The 15,658-nt window shown below is 40.6% G+C and carries 14 protein-coding genes and 1 tRNA gene; 11 read left to right on the forward strand and 4 right to left on the reverse strand.

Annotated features, from left to right (window positions below; translation table 11 throughout):
• Nucleotides 1-261 precede the first annotated feature (261 nt).
• The 3 genes from QMF37_RS02930 (at nucleotide 262) to QMF37_RS02940 (ending at nucleotide 3,103) form a co-directional block, all read left to right on the forward strand.
• On the forward strand, nucleotides 262-1,521 hold the full coding sequence (locus QMF37_RS02930) for a Y-family DNA polymerase (RefSeq protein WP_245830169.1): 1,260 nt from the start codon (nucleotides 262-264) through the stop codon (nucleotides 1,519-1,521).
• Between the two features lie 13 nt (nucleotides 1,522-1,534).
• Nucleotides 1,535-1,897, forward strand: a complete 363-nt coding sequence (locus tag QMF37_RS02935; RefSeq protein WP_058384765.1) for a YolD-like family protein — start codon at nucleotides 1,535-1,537, stop codon at nucleotides 1,895-1,897.
• Nucleotides 1,898-2,047: 150 nt separating this feature from the next.
• Nucleotides 2,048-3,103 carry an S-layer homology domain-containing protein gene (locus QMF37_RS02940; RefSeq protein ID WP_283476465.1) on the forward strand — a complete coding sequence of 352 codons (1,056 nt, stop codon included), beginning with the start codon at nucleotides 2,048-2,050 and terminating at the stop codon, nucleotides 3,101-3,103.
• Between the two features lie 459 nt (nucleotides 3,104-3,562).
• Here the strand turns inward: QMF37_RS02940 and QMF37_RS02945 are convergent.
• From QMF37_RS02945 to QMF37_RS02955, 3 genes are all read right to left on the reverse strand, one after another.
• Nucleotides 3,563-3,635: transfer RNA gene (locus QMF37_RS02945), tRNA-Val, on the reverse strand.
• Between the two features lie 133 nt (nucleotides 3,636-3,768).
• Complete coding sequence (locus QMF37_RS02950) at nucleotides 3,769-4,497, reverse strand: thermonuclease family protein (RefSeq protein ID WP_283476467.1); 729 nt, start codon at nucleotides 4,495-4,497, stop codon at nucleotides 3,769-3,771.
• A 189-nt stretch (nucleotides 4,498-4,686) separates the two neighbouring features.
• Nucleotides 4,687-4,830 (reverse strand): hypothetical protein, encoded by a 144-nt coding sequence (locus QMF37_RS02955; protein WP_169793183.1) that lies wholly within the window; start codon nucleotides 4,828-4,830, stop codon nucleotides 4,687-4,689.
• 114 nt (nucleotides 4,831-4,944) lie between these two features.
• Here QMF37_RS02955 and QMF37_RS02960 point away from each other — a divergent pair, with 114 nt between their 5' ends.
• The 6 genes from QMF37_RS02960 to QMF37_RS02985 all read left to right on the forward strand — a co-directional run bounded on the left by QMF37_RS02960 (nucleotide 4,945) and on the right by QMF37_RS02985 (nucleotide 11,135).
• Complete coding sequence (locus tag QMF37_RS02960; protein ID WP_078080593.1) at nucleotides 4,945-5,868, forward strand: Gfo/Idh/MocA family protein; 924 nt, start codon at nucleotides 4,945-4,947, stop codon at nucleotides 5,866-5,868.
• Nucleotides 5,869-5,975: 107 nt separating this feature from the next.
• Entirely contained in the window at nucleotides 5,976-7,364 is a 1,389-nt protein-coding gene (locus QMF37_RS02965; protein WP_283476470.1) for an aldehyde dehydrogenase, read from the forward strand.
• Nucleotides 7,365-7,717: 353 nt separating this feature from the next.
• Complete coding sequence (locus QMF37_RS02970) at nucleotides 7,718-8,416, forward strand: response regulator transcription factor (RefSeq protein WP_058384769.1); 699 nt, start codon at nucleotides 7,718-7,720, stop codon at nucleotides 8,414-8,416.
• Complete coding sequence (locus tag QMF37_RS02975) at nucleotides 8,400-9,767, forward strand: HAMP domain-containing sensor histidine kinase (RefSeq protein ID WP_078080591.1); 1,368 nt, start codon at nucleotides 8,400-8,402, stop codon at nucleotides 9,765-9,767. Before QMF37_RS02970 ends, QMF37_RS02975 begins: the two co-directional genes overlap by 17 nt.
• A gap of 2 nt (nucleotides 9,768-9,769) precedes the next feature.
• On the forward strand, nucleotides 9,770-10,462 hold the full coding sequence (locus QMF37_RS02980; RefSeq protein ID WP_078080590.1) for a PepSY domain-containing protein: 693 nt from the start codon (nucleotides 9,770-9,772) through the stop codon (nucleotides 10,460-10,462).
• A gap of 109 nt (nucleotides 10,463-10,571) precedes the next feature.
• Entirely contained in the window at nucleotides 10,572-11,135 is a 564-nt protein-coding gene (locus QMF37_RS02985) for a PepSY domain-containing protein (RefSeq protein ID WP_071153560.1), read from the forward strand.
• Nucleotides 11,136-11,276: 141 nt separating this feature from the next.
• Here QMF37_RS02985 and QMF37_RS02990 read toward each other — a convergent pair whose 3' ends face one another.
• Entirely contained in the window at nucleotides 11,277-12,842 is a 1,566-nt protein-coding gene (locus QMF37_RS02990; RefSeq protein ID WP_078080588.1) for an ATP-binding protein, read from the reverse strand.
• A 205-nt stretch (nucleotides 12,843-13,047) separates the two neighbouring features.
• On the opposite strand from QMF37_RS02990, the gene QMF37_RS02995 reads away from it, so the two are divergent.
• Nucleotides 13,048-14,100: a M42 family metallopeptidase gene (locus tag QMF37_RS02995; RefSeq protein ID WP_078080587.1), complete on the forward strand. Its 1,053-nt coding sequence runs from the start codon at nucleotides 13,048-13,050 to the stop codon at nucleotides 14,098-14,100.
• 19 nt (nucleotides 14,101-14,119) lie between these two features.
• On the forward strand, nucleotides 14,120-15,577 hold the full coding sequence (locus QMF37_RS03000) for a UDP-N-acetylmuramoyl-L-alanyl-D-glutamate--2,6-diaminopimelate ligase (protein WP_078080586.1): 1,458 nt from the start codon (nucleotides 14,120-14,122) through the stop codon (nucleotides 15,575-15,577).
• Nucleotides 15,578-15,658: the final 81 nt, after the last annotated feature.

Raw genomic sequence — 15,658 nt, forward strand, 5'->3', positions numbered from 1 at the left:
CTTACTTTATTCATCATATACGGTTAAAAGAGAAATGTAAAGTTGTTAGAAAGTTTGGTGTTTCAAAAGATCACTAACTTATATGGAGTGCAAATTGATTGTCTGAGTACAAAACTATGGACAGTTACTAAAAAACAGGTACTAGTCTGATGTTCATTTGCTAAATTACCAAACGGCTGTTTTTATTTTCCTTAAAAGGATTGCCGTTAGTATAGCTGTGGTATAGAATAAGAACAAATGTTCTATTTGGAGGTGGTAATTATGAAGATGCATGAATTACCGGAACCTTATATTTTTTGTATCGACATGTGCGGCTTTTACGCCAGTGTTTCAGCGGTCGAGCTTGGATTTGACCCTTTAGAAGTTTGTCTTGCAGTTGTCGGGAATCAACAGCGAAAAGGCAGTGTTGTATTGGCTGCATCACCCATGATGAAAAAACGTTTTGGTGTGAGAACAGGTACAAGACTGTTTGAAATTCCAAATCACCGAGATATTTTGTTGATCGAGCCAAAAATGAAATTGTATCTACAGAAATCCATGGCCATTTCAGAGTTATTAGCAAGCTACGTGCCGAAAGAATCGATTCACATCTACAGCGTGGACGAAAGTTTTGTTGAACTTACAGGAACTGAAAAGTTATGGGGAGCACCCACAATGACGATGCGCCGCATTCAACAAGAAATACTAGAGCACTTTAAACTGCCTTCTTCAGTCGGCGGAGGACCGAACATGCTACTAGCAAAACTAGCACTGGATTTAGAAGCGAAAGAGACTGGATTTGCCTTTTGGACTTACGCCGATGTGGCCATGAAGTTGTGGCCCGTTAAACCGTTGAGCCGCATGTGGGGCATTGGGTCTCGAACCGAGAAGACCTTAAACAATATGGGGATTTTCTCTGTTGGTGATTTGGCTTGTGCTGATGTTTCAGTTCTAGAAAAACAGTTTGGTATTTTAGGAAATCAGCTGCATCAGCACGCCAACGGCATCGATCTGTCAGATATGGGGACACCTTTAGTCGAAGGACAAATTAGTTACGGCAAAGGACAAATTTTATACCGGGATTACATAGAAGAACAAGACATCATGACCATCATCCTGGAAATGTGCGAAGACGTCGCGATGAGAACACGCCAAGCGAGACGTGCAGGACGGACCATTCACTTAAGCATCGTTTACAGCAAGACAGCTTTCGGTGGTGGATTTTCCCACTCACGGTCCATTGACGAAGCGACAAATGATACATTGAAAATTTATAAGGTTTGCCAAGGCATTTTCAGAGAGTATTTTCAACACAAGCCAGTTCGGCAAATATCATTAGCTATCAGCAATTTAGAAGAAGAGTCATCGATGCAGTTAAGTCTCTTTGACGAAAAAAAGTTTGAAAACAGACAGCTTGGAGAAGCGATGGATCGGATTCGTAAAAGATATGGCTATTCAGCTATTTACCGCGGTGTATCAGCTACACAAGCGGGTACTGCGATCGCACGAACGAAATTAATCGGTGGGCACAATAAAGAATAAGGGGGCGATCCGAATGAAACGCAATAAGTATTTAAAAGTTGTCGGAGACATCAAAGACCGCGGACGCATCAAGTGGACTGCGTTAATGTTACCCGAGCATATTGAAATGATTCGGGAATGGTATGCCAAAGATGAACAAGTACCGAAGCCACAGTTAACTGAAGACGATTTGCAGCTGCTTCAAGAAGAAATGGATATTGCGTTAAAGCGACAATGTGAAGTGGTAATTCAAAGTTGGAAAGAAGGTGTCATCCATGAGTACCGTGGAACAATTGAAGGCATTGATGTAAGAAGTAGAGTGCTAATTTGTGTGGAGTCAGAGAAAAAGTATAGGTTACCGATCGATGAAGTGGTTGCGATTGTCATGGTGGATTGACGTTCAATCGAGTGCCACGAAAGGTACTGAATTACAACAAACCCTTTGAGGCATTCATGAATTTTTTGCCGCGTTCGACTTGAATTGACAATTTACATATTTATAGGCTATTGGATATGATAAAGTAAAAGAAAAAAGGAGGTAATATGAGTGAAGAAAATTATAGTGTTCGTTGTGCTATTACTTATGCTTAGTGGTATTTTTACTAATCAATCCTTAGCAGCTACTAATTTAAAGGATGTAGAGAAAAGTAATCGCTTTTATAATGAGATTCAATATCTTATTAAAGAAAAGGTGATTTCAGGTTTTCCAGACGGTACTTTTCGTCCGAAAAGTAATGTCACAAGAGCGCAAGCGGCAATCATGATAGGGAGAGCTATGGGCTACGATGGAAAACAAAGAAATACAAGCTTTTCAGATGTAAGCTCTTCAAAAATTGCAAGTGGCTATATTGCTGAAGCTACTGAAAACTCTTTAATATCGGGGTATCCTGATGGAACGTTCAAGCCCGACAAAGTAGTAACAAGAGCAGAAATGGCAATAATATTAAATCGAGCTTTTTTCAATAAGACGATCACGCCTACCGTCTCTTTTAGCGATGTGGGCAAGAAGATGAGCTCATATTATTCTATTATGAATTTAGCTGCGATGGGAATCGTAAGCGGCTATGAAGATGGAACGTTCAAGCCCAATAATAGTTTGAACAGAGAACAGTTTTCTGCTTTTCTGGCAAGAGCATTTAATGATGATTTTATCAAGTCACCTGACAAGACCGAAACGGTGTCACAACAACAAGCGATAAAAAAGGCTAAAAGTTATCTAGAATACACATCATTTTCTAGAAGCGGTTTGATTGCTCAATTAAAATATGAAGGTTTTAGTAATGCAGATGCGACGTATGCTGTGGACAAAACTAATGTGAATTGGAGAGGACAAGCCGTAAAAATGGCCGAAAATTATCTAGAATACACATCATTTTCTAGAAGCGGTTTGATCGCTCAATTAGAATATGAAGGATTCAGTAATGCAGATGCGAAGTATGCTGTGGACAAAATTAATACGAATTGGAGAGAGCAAGCCGTAAAAATGGCTAAAAATTATCTTGAATACACATCCTTTTCAAGGAGCGGTTTGATCGCTCAATTAGAGTTTGAAGGGTTCAGTAATGCAGATGCGACGTATGCTGTGAATGCCGTAGGACTCTAGTAGAAGTATGTAGATAATCGAAAGAATCAACGGTGAATATGAGTAAAGATTTTGGTTACACATATTTTTAATTAATGATGAAAATGTAAGCTATAATATATTCATTTTACGACTTCTAAGTAGAAGTCGTTTTTGATTTCATCAAATTTATTTGTTGGAAGATTGACAATAAGTAATGCTTAATATATACGATAGGATTTTAGAAAATACTAAACTACACAGAACATATGAAGCTCTTTTAACGTTAGTATATAGATTTCTAGGAATTTAAGAGAAAGGTTTAGAAGCTTCTTGTCATCTCTATAGTCTTGCATAGTAAACTTGAATAAAAAAACCACTTCCTCTCTGATTTCAATCAGATAAGGAAGCGGTCTTTGGTAGTGGATTCTTATTCGGTATCCAACCACTACACCATTGAAGTTTGAAAAGTGCCTCAAACCATTGATAGATTAACATGTATGATTCCTACTGGGCTCGAACCAGCGACCTCTACCCTGTCAAGGTAGCGCTCTCCCAGCTGAGCTAAGGAATCTCAATTTCCAGGACAAATATAAGTATAGCTCGTCCGCAGAAAAAGTCAATAGTTTACAAAGAAGAAAAGAAGCCTGTTTAGGGTCATTCGGTTAGTAGCATGTGGCGATTTGTGTTGCTACAAGTCGATTAACCTACTGTCCAACACCTTTAAAGCCGGCATTTTTTGCTTCTTGTTCGGAACAGAACCATTCTTCTGGATTGGTTTGCTCGTAAGAAGAGTCGCTTGGCAGGTGGTAGATTTTATTGCCACTGCGGTTTATGTTGCCTTTAATATCGCAGTCGGTAGTTGCTTCTTTAGGGGGCGTGCTCGGAGTGCTAGTTGGTTCTTGTCCGTAAGCTTCCGAGTCAAAGCCGCGGTCTGTTGAATAATTTTCATATTGCCAAATGCCTGTTTGGCTGTCTTTGGCGACTTGCTCTACTTGTTCAAAATCGTCGAGGTGACGTGTGTTTGGAGGAAAGACGTAAGCAACTCTGGCCAGGCCAGATGCTAACATTTGTTCTTGAACGCTCTCACCATCGACATAAATGTAAGCAAGTAAACGGTCATAATCATCAAAGCGGTCACCGACATCAAATTCAATCGATACATCACCAGATTCGATCAAACGTCTGTTTTCTTCAGTGGCCTCACTACCAAGCGGTTGTTTGCCAAGGCGTGGATGATTGGTTTCGGGTGTGTCTATTAATAGGTAGCGAACCGTCACTTCTTCGCCTTCGTATATAATTTTTATAGTATCGCCATCAATAACTTGCGTTACTTTCACATCAATTTGGTCCGTGGTGCCAGAAGTGTCGGTCGATTCTAACATTCCGCAGCCCGATAGGAATAATACAGCAACTAGCATCAATTTTAGTTTCATCACAATCCCCACTTTCAGTTCTTCATAAGTATATAAATAATTATGTTACCTGGCAATTGGATAACGGCTCTAAGTCGATCGTTCCCGTCGTTAACGCTAAAAAACGGCATAATAAAACGCCTCTTTCAATCAAAAATTGAAAAGGCGCCTTTATGTACGGGAGTGATAGAGTCTAATCCGTTTCCGCAATTAAAGTGTTGTCTCCGCGGGTGATGCTGTTTCAGCGTAATACAAAAGCGATTCTTCCGTGAGACCTTCTAATTTTTCCTTATTAACCCCAACTTCTAATTCACCCGTAAAAATAGTTTCCCACCAATAGGTCTGTTCATTCATTTTATTTCCCCCCTGGTTTTAATTGTATTGTTTGACTATTCTATACCCTTAAAGGTTACACTAATAAACAAATAAGGTAAAAAAGCTGAAAAGCATTAAAAGGAGAGATTTGGCATGATTTCAATTGGCATCATTGGAACAGGAATTGTTGGCGAACGAATTATTAAGCAACTGGAACAAGAACATCATGTGGACATAAAAATAGTTTTTGATCCACAAACAGAGCGTCTTACGCAAATTAGTGAAACTTACGGAATCCCTATGGCGAAATCAGTGGAAGAAGTGCTGCATTCAGACATCAATTGGGTTTATATTGCGACGCCTCCCGCTTTTCACGAAGAAATCGCTGAACGTGCAGCTAGTGCAGGGATTAATATCCTGTGCGAAAAACCATTGGCCCACAATGTTGAAGCTGGCAAAGCGATGGTAAAAACTGTACAAAATAACCGAGTGCAAACTGCCATGCATTTCCCCTTAATGTATAAACCTGCAATTCGTGAAATGGCCAAGCGCATTAAGGAAGGCGATATCGGAAAAATTGTCCGAATCGAACTTCAAACTTTTTTCCCAGACTGGCCGAGGTTATGGCAACAAAATCCGTGGATTGGTTCAAGGAGCCAAGGTGGATTTGTTCGTGAAGTGTTCCCTCATTATTTTCAATTAATGCATCGTCTCTTTGGAGCATTGTCGTTTACATCTCATCATATTACCTATCCAGAACAAGCGGATAAATGCGAAACTGGACTCATTGCACACGGACTTACCGAAGCAAAAATCCCTTTTTTACTGACAGGGATTAGCAATATTGGTCAAAAAGAATTATTGCAGTTTAAAGTGTATGGAGAACAGGGCGTGCTGACTCTAGAAAACTGGACAACCCTTTATAAATCAATGTACGGAGAAGACCGTCAATTGATTGAAGAATTTGAAGAAGTCCCGTCGCTGTTTGAAGAAATGAATAACCAGTCTACTTTATTGGTTAATTTCGAAGAAGGATTAATTGTTCAACGCTATATCGATCATTTACTGATGGAATAACTCTTTGTTTTTTCTATAATTCTTTTGGGTAAAGAACTTAAGGTCATTAACTTCGCTTATGCAATGCCAAAATTGCTATACTGAAGAAACTTAGAGGAGGTTGGACAATGAATTTTACAGCAACTGATGTGGAACGCATGATAGAAGAACAACGTGCTTACTTTTATACAGGTGACACGAAACCAGCGGATTTTCGAATTGAACAATTGTACCGCTTAAAAAGCGTGATCCAATCTCATGAAAAAGAGATTATCGATGCTTTGAAAAAAGATTTAGGAAAAAGTGAATTTGAAGCTTATGCAACAGAAGTCGGTTTTGTACTCGATAGCATCGGCAGCATGGCAAAAAATATAGAAGACTGGATGAAGCCTGAACACGTCAAGACACCAATTCATCTTCAGCCGGCTAAAAGCTTTGTTATCCGTGAACCATACGGCTCTGTGTTAATCATTGGGCCTTTCAATTATCCATTCCAATTGGTTATGGAGCCATTAATTGGAGCGATTGTCGGTGGGAATTGTGCGATAGTCAAGCCTTCAGAAGCAACACCTCACGTGGCAAAAGTAATTGGTACTATAATTGAAGAAGCATTTCCTTCTTACTATGTTCGCGCAGTCGAAGGCGAACGTGAAGAAGTAATCGCATTGATTCATGCCTCATTTGATTATGTTTTCTTTACCGGCAGTGTGAATGTCGGAAAAGTCATCATGAAAGCTGCATCCGAGCGCTTAACGCCGATTACCTTAGAACTCGGAGGCAAAAGCCCGGCGATTGTCGACCAAACAGCGAACCTGGAACTTGCTGCAAAACGAATTGCTTGGGGGAAACTGATGAATACCGGTCAGACATGTGTGGCACCTGATTATATTTGTGTACACGAATCGGTTAAAGAAGAATTCCTGAAAATTTTAACGAAAACAATAAAAGGCTTTTACGGCAAAGATGCACAACAGAGTCCTGATTTTGGGCGGATCGTCAACACTCAACATTTTGATCGATTGACTGAAATTATTCGCAAAGAAGCGGGACAAATTATTTATGGCGGCAATACGGATCGCAATGACTTGTATATCGAACCGGTCCTTCTAAACAATGTTAGCTGGGACAGTCCCTCTATGGAAGACGAGATTTTTGGTCCGATTTTACCAATTATTAGCTATACAGACTTGCCGTTATTGTTGCGTCAAATCCGTAACTTGCCGAAACCATTATCGGCGTATTTGTTTTCAGAAAATGAACGTGCGACACAATTTTTCTTAGATCAATTACCATTTGGCGGCGGCTGTATTAACGATACGGTTTCTCATGTGGGTAGCTCTTATTTACCGTTTGGTGGCATCGGAACGTCGGGTATCAATTCCTATCATGGTAAATCCAGCTTTGAAACCTTTACACACGCTAAATCCATCTTGAAGAAATCAACTAAACTATCGACAAATTTACTGTTTCCACCCTACAAAAATAAAGCGAAATGGATCAAGACAGTACTGAAATAAGCGGCCTTCGGGTCGTTTTTTTCGTTTCTGTCTGTCTTATGCCCGTCGAATCTACATGGGCGCCTGCGCTTTTCAGTGTCCAGGCTCCGGCGCCCAGATTCTAGGGTCATAAGCCAACCCAGCTGCGTGGCAAAGAGCGCCACACTGCTGGTCTGTCTTATGCCCGTCGAATCTACATGGGCGCCTGCGCTTTTCAGTGTCCAGGCTCCGGCGCCCAGATTCTAGGGTCATAAGCCAACCCAGCTGCGTGGCAAAGAGCGCCACACTGCTGGTCTGTCTTATGCCCGTCGAATCTACATGGGCACCTGCGCTTTTCATGAATCTGATATGATACTTAGTAAGAGGTGATGGCAATGGCAGAACGCATTTTAATTGTTGAAGATGAAAAAAGCATTGCGCGTGTATTGGAATTGGAATTGAAGTTTGAAGGATATGAAACAGGCGTTGCTCATACAGGATCTGAAGGATTGATTCAGTTCCGGGAGCAGAACTGGGATTTGGTGTTGCTCGATTTGATGTTGCCAGAAATCCACGGCTTGGATGTGTTAAAGCGTATCCGCATATCGGATGCGGCGATTCCGGTTATTTTGCTAACAGCTAAAGACGATGTAAAAGATAAAGTGGCTGGTTTGGATTTAGGTGCCAATGATTATATTACGAAACCGTTTGAGATTGAAGAAGTGCTGGCACGAATTCGTGCGTGTCTGCGCCTATCAAACGGTAATGGAAATTCAGCGCTTCACCGTTTTCATGAGCTGGAAATGAACGAAAGTACGCGGGACGTCAAACGTAACGGACGGATGATTGAATTGACGCCACGGGAATTTGATTTATTGCTGTATTTGATTAAAAACTCACAGCAAGTGCTTAGCCGTGAACAAGTCTTGAATGCGGTGTGGGGCTATGATTATTACGGAGACACCAATGTAATCGACGTTTATATTCGCTATTTGCGGAAGAAAGTAGATTTGGGTGAACGTTCTACGTATATCCAAACCGTTCGTGGAGTGGGCTATGTGTTGAAGGAGCAAAGCCATGAAACTAAAAAATAAAATTCATATTTCCTCCACGTTGTTGATGCTGGTGATTTTGTTAATCTTGGCTTTCGTTATTTATTTTTCATTTAGCCGATTGACGTATTCGACAGAAGTTGAACAGCTTCAGACGGAAACGAACGCACTGGTGGCGAAGTTTAATAATACGGAAACGGAAGATCCAAGTACGGTGCTGCGTGCCTATGTCCCTGTTAATGGGCTTGTGAAAGTTACGACAGCTGATGGTCAACAACTAGCACCTATCCAATCTCCAACGGTAACTGTCAAGCTCCCCGATAAACTAGAAGAGCTGTCGGGCACAATCAACGTGGAAGGCGAGCGCTTTGCTTATGTTAAAGCACCGATTATTTGGACGGATGGCCAAGTGGCAGAAGTTACAGTTGCACAGTCGATGCAGGAAACGACAAAAAACTTGGAGACGCTGCGGCTGGTTTTAGTTGCTGTCACTTTGCTAGCTATGATTCCCGTGATTATTTCGAGTGTCGTTCTAGGAAGAATTGTTACACGGCCGATTACCAATTTGACGACTACCATGACACGCATACAGCGTAACGGTAATTTTGAAAAACTACCGGTAGCAAGCAATTCACACGATGAATTGACTGAGATGGGCAATACCTTCAATGAAATGATGGACTTGTTAGAAGAAAACTATTCCAAGCAAGAAGAATTTGTTTCGAATGCTTCCCACGAACTAAAGACACCGCTAACGGTAATCGGCAGCTATGCCAAACTGCTCCAGCGACAAGGCATGCACGATAAAAAAATTGCGGAGGAAAGTTTGGTAGCCATACGTGCAGAGACCGACCGGATGAAGGTGTTGATCGAGCAATTGCTGCATATTGCTCGCCGAAGCGAATCACAAATGGAATGGATCACTGTAAATGTAGTCGATATACTGGCGCAAACCGTCACGGCCATGAACACATCTTATGATCGTGAGTTCGAGTTGATTACAGCTGAACAGTCACTACCGGTCGTTACAGATGTCTCGAAGTTCAAGCAGCTTCTCTATATTTTGCTGGACAATGCCAGAAAGTATAGCGCTAATAAAATTGAGGTAATCGCTCAAAAAAATGGAGACACCGTTATTCAGATTCGTGATACAGGAATCGGCATTCCAAAAGATGCAGTGCCTTTTGTCTTTGAACGATTTTATCGTGTAGATAAAGCAAGGAACCGAGAAACTGGGGGATTTGGGTTAGGTCTATCATTGGCAAAACAACTGGCTGATTCATTGAAGGTTGAAATTAGTCTGGAGAGCATCGAGCAGTTGGGTACGACAGTAACCATTACTTTCTCAGAGAATTCTAATGTTGCTGATGTACACTTGAAACAGGAGGGATGATGATGCGAAAGTGGATTTTGATGACCTTAGCGACGATTTTACTTGGTGGGTCAGTAATAGCCTTTCTGCTGTTTCCACGCACTTCTCCTGAAATTTCAGAAGAGCAGGCCGAGGAAACGGTAATTAGCTTGTACGGGGGAAGTATTGAACAAACTACAGCCTCTGGAGAAGATTACCAAGTCGAATTCCAACGGACAGATGGACGCTATCTCGCTCTAGTAAACCGACAAAACGGCCAAGTAGAAAGCATGAAACTACTAAAAAAAACGGAAAAAGCTAAAAAATTAACCGAACAACAGGCAGAAAAGATGGCTTTAGAGAAAGTTGAAGGAATAATTGGGAGCAACACCTACAACAAAGATCGAAACGAGTACACCGTTAAAGTCGAGGAAGAAACGCAAGTCTCGACTTTGGTGCTATCTGCTGCAACAGGGGAAGTATTAACAATCAGTAAAGAGCCGGTTCAAGTAGTTCCGTCAGAAGAACCGGATCTCGAGCGGATTATTACACGCAACGAAGCGATTAGACTGGCTAAAAAAACATTGTCAGGAGAAGTTCAAGACGATGAATTCGTGGAGACCGTAGATGGTGGCTATTACTTGATTGAAATTGAGAATGACGAAACGGATCAAGAAGCGACAATTCAAATTCATGCAGTTCGTGGCGATACAATGACAGTCGAATGGGACAATTGACTTGAACGAATCTGCATTCATTTCTCATCAGTTTCTCATCTTGCCTTAATCTTCTACTCAGAAGAAGAGGTTATTGTAAGAGTAACAACAAATGAGGAGGAGAAATTACATGAAGAAATTAGTGTATATTCCAGTAGCAGTCGGGGTTTTAGCTTTTGGAGGCGTTGTAGTAGCCAATTCGGAAACAGCAGCTGTTAATGGCAAAGTGACTGATGACGTACAAGAAGTCGCAACTGAAAAAATGATGAGCACAGAAGAAATTTCAGCGAAAGCGCTTGAACTGGCAAATGGTCGCATTACGGATATTGAATTGGATACAGACGACAAAAGAGCCAATTACGAAGTAGAAATTGATTTTGATGGCTACGAATACGACATTGAATTTGATGCTTATACGGGTGAAGTACTTGAGCAGAAGCGTGAAAAAGACAACGCTGAAAAATCTCAGACAGCTACAGTGGGAGAATTTATTAGTTCTGACGAAGCGATTAAAGCGGCGTTAGCTACAGTGAATGGAACTTTCGAAGGGTTTGAGCTAAAAGCCGAAGAAAATCCTGCTTACTACGAGGTTGAAGTTCAAGATGGACGCATAGAACATGAAGTTGATGTTAATGCTAAAGACGGCTCTATTCTAAACCTTGCTTCAGATGAAGAAGATGATGACCGCGATTAATCAAAACTAAATAAAAACACAAAAGACGAAGGGGCGAAATCAGTTGATTTCGCCCCTTCGTCTTTTAAATTATGACTTTAAAAAAATCCTATTATTTGGCATGCGATAAGACTGAGGGAAATTTAACGAGTGCCACTTTCTTTAATAAGCGGGCAAAATGATTTTTGCGACTGTCCCTAGTCCGGCCGTACTCGATATGGTGAGAGTGCCGTTATGTTCTCGTATAATCTTTTGAGAAACCAATAACCCTAGTCCTGTACCGCTAGCTTTGGTCGTATAAAAAGGTTCGAAAATACCGTCTAAATCTTTTTCGGAAATTCCGATACCTGAATCTTCGAAGCTGATGGAAAACTTATTATGTTTTTCAGAAGTGATTGTTATTCGTATTTTTCCTGGCTGTTCCATTGACTCGACTGCGTTTTTCAATAAATTAATAAAAACTTGTTTTAAATGATGTTCTTCACCGTTGACTTGGAAGTCTTCTTGCCATTCTTTTTTTAATTCAATGCCGTTCAGATTAAGTTCAGAACCGAACAAGGTAAGAATATCTTCCAATGCTTGCTGAATACTAAACTTTTTTTGTGTGACGGCTTGTGGTTTGGCAAGCACTAAAAACTCACTAATGATCAAGTTGATCCGGTCTAATTCGGATTGAATCAGTTCGGTATATTCCGGAAAAAGATGCTTCGGATCGCGATGCATCATTTGGATAAAGCCAGAGATGACGGTCATGGGATTTCTAATTTCATGAGCGACACCAGCTGCAATTTCGCCTGCAAGCTTGAGTTTTTCAGATTGTAAAATCAGTTTGTCGGATTCTTTTTGGTAGCTGATGTCGCGAGAAATGATGGATGTCGCTACTACTTTTTGGGAATGGTCAAAAATAGGTGACAAGGTGATTAACGCGTGAAAGCGGCTGCCATCTTTTCGAAGATCTATTGTTTCTAAGAGAGAGTAACTTTTTCCTTGCTGAACATCCAATGTGCGTCTCTCGACGTCTTCTTTCATGTCCTGTGGATAAAGTGGCAAGGTGTTTCCTATGCATTCTTCAGAGGTCCAACCGTACAATTCTTCAAAAGCAGGGTTGACTGCGATGATTTTATTGTTTGGATCGAAAACAGCGATAGCATCTTTGGCTGTTTCAAAAAATAACTGTAAGTAACCTTCTTTGGATAACAAAGCTTTTTCCATCGATGCATTAGTTAGTTCTAGCTGCTTCCAATAGCGACTAAAGTAAATACTATGAAGCAAGGTAATCGATAATATCGATAGTATAAAAATAACGATGGATAATTGTGTGTAAGAAAAAGGATTTCCAGTATCAAAGCGGTCAAACAGTGTTGATAGGAGTGTGAATTCAATGGCAGTTGCTAAGCCGAGGATAAGAATAAGTTTGGTATCATTGTACAAAGCAGAAATAATAATTGGTACGACAAAATAAATAAGTGTAATAGGAGACAAAGATTCAACGTTCAAAATGAAGATGTACAGATTCATAGCAAAAAGAATAGCATACTGCAAGGTGCGTTCTTTCATTTTAGACATAGCCAAAAGAAATAAAAAATAACTGGAAATTCCGAAAAGCGGAGAAACCACTGCTGTATTTGTTTCTATTAATTGATTGAGCAAAAAATGGAAAATACTTAAAAATCCGAATACATGAATGAACAATTGGCTTCTTTTGCGATTAATAATCTTGCTTTCCATAAGTCACCTCAGCGTTTTGCTTTAAAATGATATCAGTCCTACTTAGAAAGTTATGAATAGTGAGTACAGTCCTAATTGGGTATATTGTGACTAAAATGACGCGTCTAACTAATTTTTTTAGCTAACTAATACTATAATACTATAAGACGGGACTGTGCGAACATCATTGATTTTGATATGATTAAAGAACCGAGGAGTGGTAGAGATGACTTATCAATGGAACCAAAACGAAACAATCGATTTGTTAAAAGAATTAGTGGAAATTCCAAGTCCATCTGGATACACCATGAATGTTATGTCAAAAATTCGTACTGCATTGACACAGTGGAATGTGGAGTATGAGACGACTCATAAGGGAGCAGTCATTGCGACGATCCCAGGAAAGAATCAACAGCAGCACCGTTTGCTGACAGCGCATGTCGATACGCTTGGAGCTATGGTGAAAGAAATCAAGTCGAGCGGTCGTTTAAAACTATCGTTAGTTGGCGGTTTTAAATTCAATGCAATTGAAGGTGAAAATTGCCTCGTACATAAAGCGGACGGTTCAACAGTTTCTGGAACAATCCTTTTACATCAAACGACTGTGCATGTTTATAAAGATGCCGGTACAGCAGAACGTAGTGCAGACAATATGGAAGTGCGTCTAGATGAAAAAGCATTTTCGAAAGAACAAGTGAAGAACTTAGGTATTGAAGTAGGAGATTTTGTTTCTTTTCAACCAAGATTTGAAGCGACAGCGTCAGGTTATATTAAATCTCGTCATTTAGATGACAAGGCAAGTACCGCGCTACTGCTTCAATTGGTAAAACATTTTAGTGAAACGGGAGAGCAGCTGCCCTATACAACACATTTTTATATTTCAAACAATGAAGAAATCGGTTACGGTGGAAACTCCAGCATTCCGAAAGAAACACAGGAATATATCGCTGTTGATATGGGAGCTATTGGAGACGGCCAAGAGTCGGATGAGTACACGGTTTCCATTTGTGCAAAAGACTCAAGTGGTCCTTACCATTATGGACTGACACGCCATTTAATTTCTTTGGCGCAAACCAATGCAATCGATTATAAAGTGGATATTTATCCTTATTATGGATCAGACGCGTCAGCTGCCATCAGTGCAGGACATGATGTGAAGCATGCTTTGTTTGGTCCTGGAATTGAAGCTTCCCATTCATATGAACGTACGCATACAGATTCATTACAAGCGGCAGCAGCATTGCTTTATGCATACGTGCTGTCTTCAATGGTTTCTTAAGAGTTAGGAGAGTGTTTTCATGAACAGCAAAGAGTTACTTACAGCCATTCCGTATAAGCAGATTAAAGGTGCCTTGCCTGATCGCATTGAGCATTTAACTATAGATTCACGTGATATTAAAAAAGATTCAATTTTTGTTTGCATCACTGGCTACACAGTAGATGGCCATGATTTTGCCCAACAAGCGGCAGACCAAGGAGCAGCAGTCATTGTAGCAGAAAAACCTTTAACAATAGATAATGCAACAGTGATTCTTGTCGAAAGTACGTCACGAACATTGGGACTTCTAGCTGCTAAATTTTACGATTATCCTTCTAAGCTTCTTCACATGATTGGAGTTACCGGAACTAATGGCAAAACGAGTGTGGCTGGTATTCTGCATTCGATGCTAATGGAATTAGGCGAGAAATCGGCAATGACGGGGACGATCGGCTTTAACTTGAATGGCCAATTGCATCCATCAGCTAATACGACAAATGATGTATTGACGACACAACAGATGATTGCGCGTGCGCGTGACGAAGATTGTTCGCATATGACGATGGAAGTTTCGTCGCACGGTTTAATTTTGGGTCGTTTAGCTGGTGTAGAGTTTGATACGGCTATCTTTACTAATTTGACACACGATCATTTAGATTTTCACGGAACAATGGAAGAATACGGTCATGCCAAAGCGTTATTATTTTCACAGCTTGGCCAGGATGTAGCCAATCAAAAGCAAGCCATCTTAAATGCGGACGATCCGTGGTCTAGTGAAATAGCAAAAATGACGCCTCATCCGGTGTACACATACAGCATTCAAAATGATGCACAATTCCGAGCAAAAGATATTCAATTGGCGCATACAGGAACTACGTTCACCTTGCATTGTCCTGCAGGCCAGTTTCCGGTAGCGATGAAACTGCTCGGTGAATTTAATGTTTCTAATGCGTTAGCTGCGATTGCCGCTTTATACGCAGAAGGCTATAAGTTAGATGAAATCTTACAAGCACTTGCGGCAATTGCGCCGGTAGAAGGTCGCATGCAAAAAGTGGAAGTTGAAGCACCTGTATCGATTTTTATTGATTATGCGCATACACCTGATGCGATTGAAAAAGCAATTGAAGCCGTTCAAGATTTTAAAAAGAATCGCATTATTTTTCTTGTTGGAACGGGTGGAAATCGTGATAAGACTAAACGTCCGATTATGGCTGAAAAAGCATCGGTTGCTGATTATGTGGTCTTGACAACAGATGACCCACGCGATGAAACGTACGACAGTATTTTAGAAGACCTGAAAAGTGGCATGACACATGAGCAGTTTGCTTGTATCGGTGACCGTGCAGAAGCAGTTAAGCATGCTGTTCAGCAAGCAGAGAGTGGCGACATTATTATTCTTGCTGGAAAAGGGCATGAAGATTATCAAATTATCGGCAACACCAAATACCCACACAGTGATAAAGAAATCGCGATACAAGAAGCATTGAAGAAGTTTTAGTGGAAAAGGAGCCTCCAACGGCTTCTTTTTTCTGTAGACGTTAAAATTCCTTGTTTTTTTCAGGTTCGTTCTCTAAGATGA

Source organism: Planococcus sp. S3-L1, from assembly GCF_030063085.1.
Classification (GTDB): domain Bacteria; phylum Bacillota; class Bacilli; order Bacillales_A; family Planococcaceae; genus Planococcus; species Planococcus kocurii.

Excerpts from the sequence above, each read along its gene's own strand:
- QMF37_RS02930 (WP_245830169.1), top strand. The coding sequence starts at position 262 with ATGAAGATGCATGAATTACCGGAACCTTATATTTTTTGTATCGACATG.
- QMF37_RS02935 (WP_058384765.1), top strand. The coding sequence starts at position 1,535 with ATGAAACGCAATAAGTATTTAAAAGTTGTCGGAGACATCAAAGACCGC.
- QMF37_RS02950 (WP_283476467.1), bottom strand. The coding sequence starts at position 4,497 with ATGAAACTAAAATTGATGCTAGTTGCTGTATTATTCCTATCGGGCTGC.
- QMF37_RS02955 (WP_169793183.1), bottom strand. The coding sequence starts at position 4,830 with ATGAATGAACAGACCTATTGGTGGGAAACTATTTTTACGGGTGAATTA.
- QMF37_RS02960 (WP_078080593.1), top strand. The coding sequence starts at position 4,945 with ATGATTTCAATTGGCATCATTGGAACAGGAATTGTTGGCGAACGAATT.
- QMF37_RS02965 (WP_283476470.1), top strand. The coding sequence starts at position 5,976 with ATGAATTTTACAGCAACTGATGTGGAACGCATGATAGAAGAACAACGT.
- QMF37_RS02970 (WP_058384769.1), top strand. The coding sequence starts at position 7,718 with ATGGCAGAACGCATTTTAATTGTTGAAGATGAAAAAAGCATTGCGCGT.
- QMF37_RS02975 (WP_078080591.1), top strand. The coding sequence starts at position 8,400 with ATGAAACTAAAAAATAAAATTCATATTTCCTCCACGTTGTTGATGCTG.
- QMF37_RS02980 (WP_078080590.1), top strand. The coding sequence starts at position 9,770 with ATGCGAAAGTGGATTTTGATGACCTTAGCGACGATTTTACTTGGTGGG.
- QMF37_RS02985 (WP_071153560.1), top strand. The coding sequence starts at position 10,572 with ATGAAGAAATTAGTGTATATTCCAGTAGCAGTCGGGGTTTTAGCTTTT.
- QMF37_RS02990 (WP_078080588.1), bottom strand. The coding sequence starts at position 12,842 with ATGGAAAGCAAGATTATTAATCGCAAAAGAAGCCAATTGTTCATTCAT.
- QMF37_RS02995 (WP_078080587.1), top strand. The coding sequence starts at position 13,048 with ATGACTTATCAATGGAACCAAAACGAAACAATCGATTTGTTAAAAGAA.
- QMF37_RS03000 (WP_078080586.1), top strand. The coding sequence starts at position 14,120 with ATGAACAGCAAAGAGTTACTTACAGCCATTCCGTATAAGCAGATTAAA.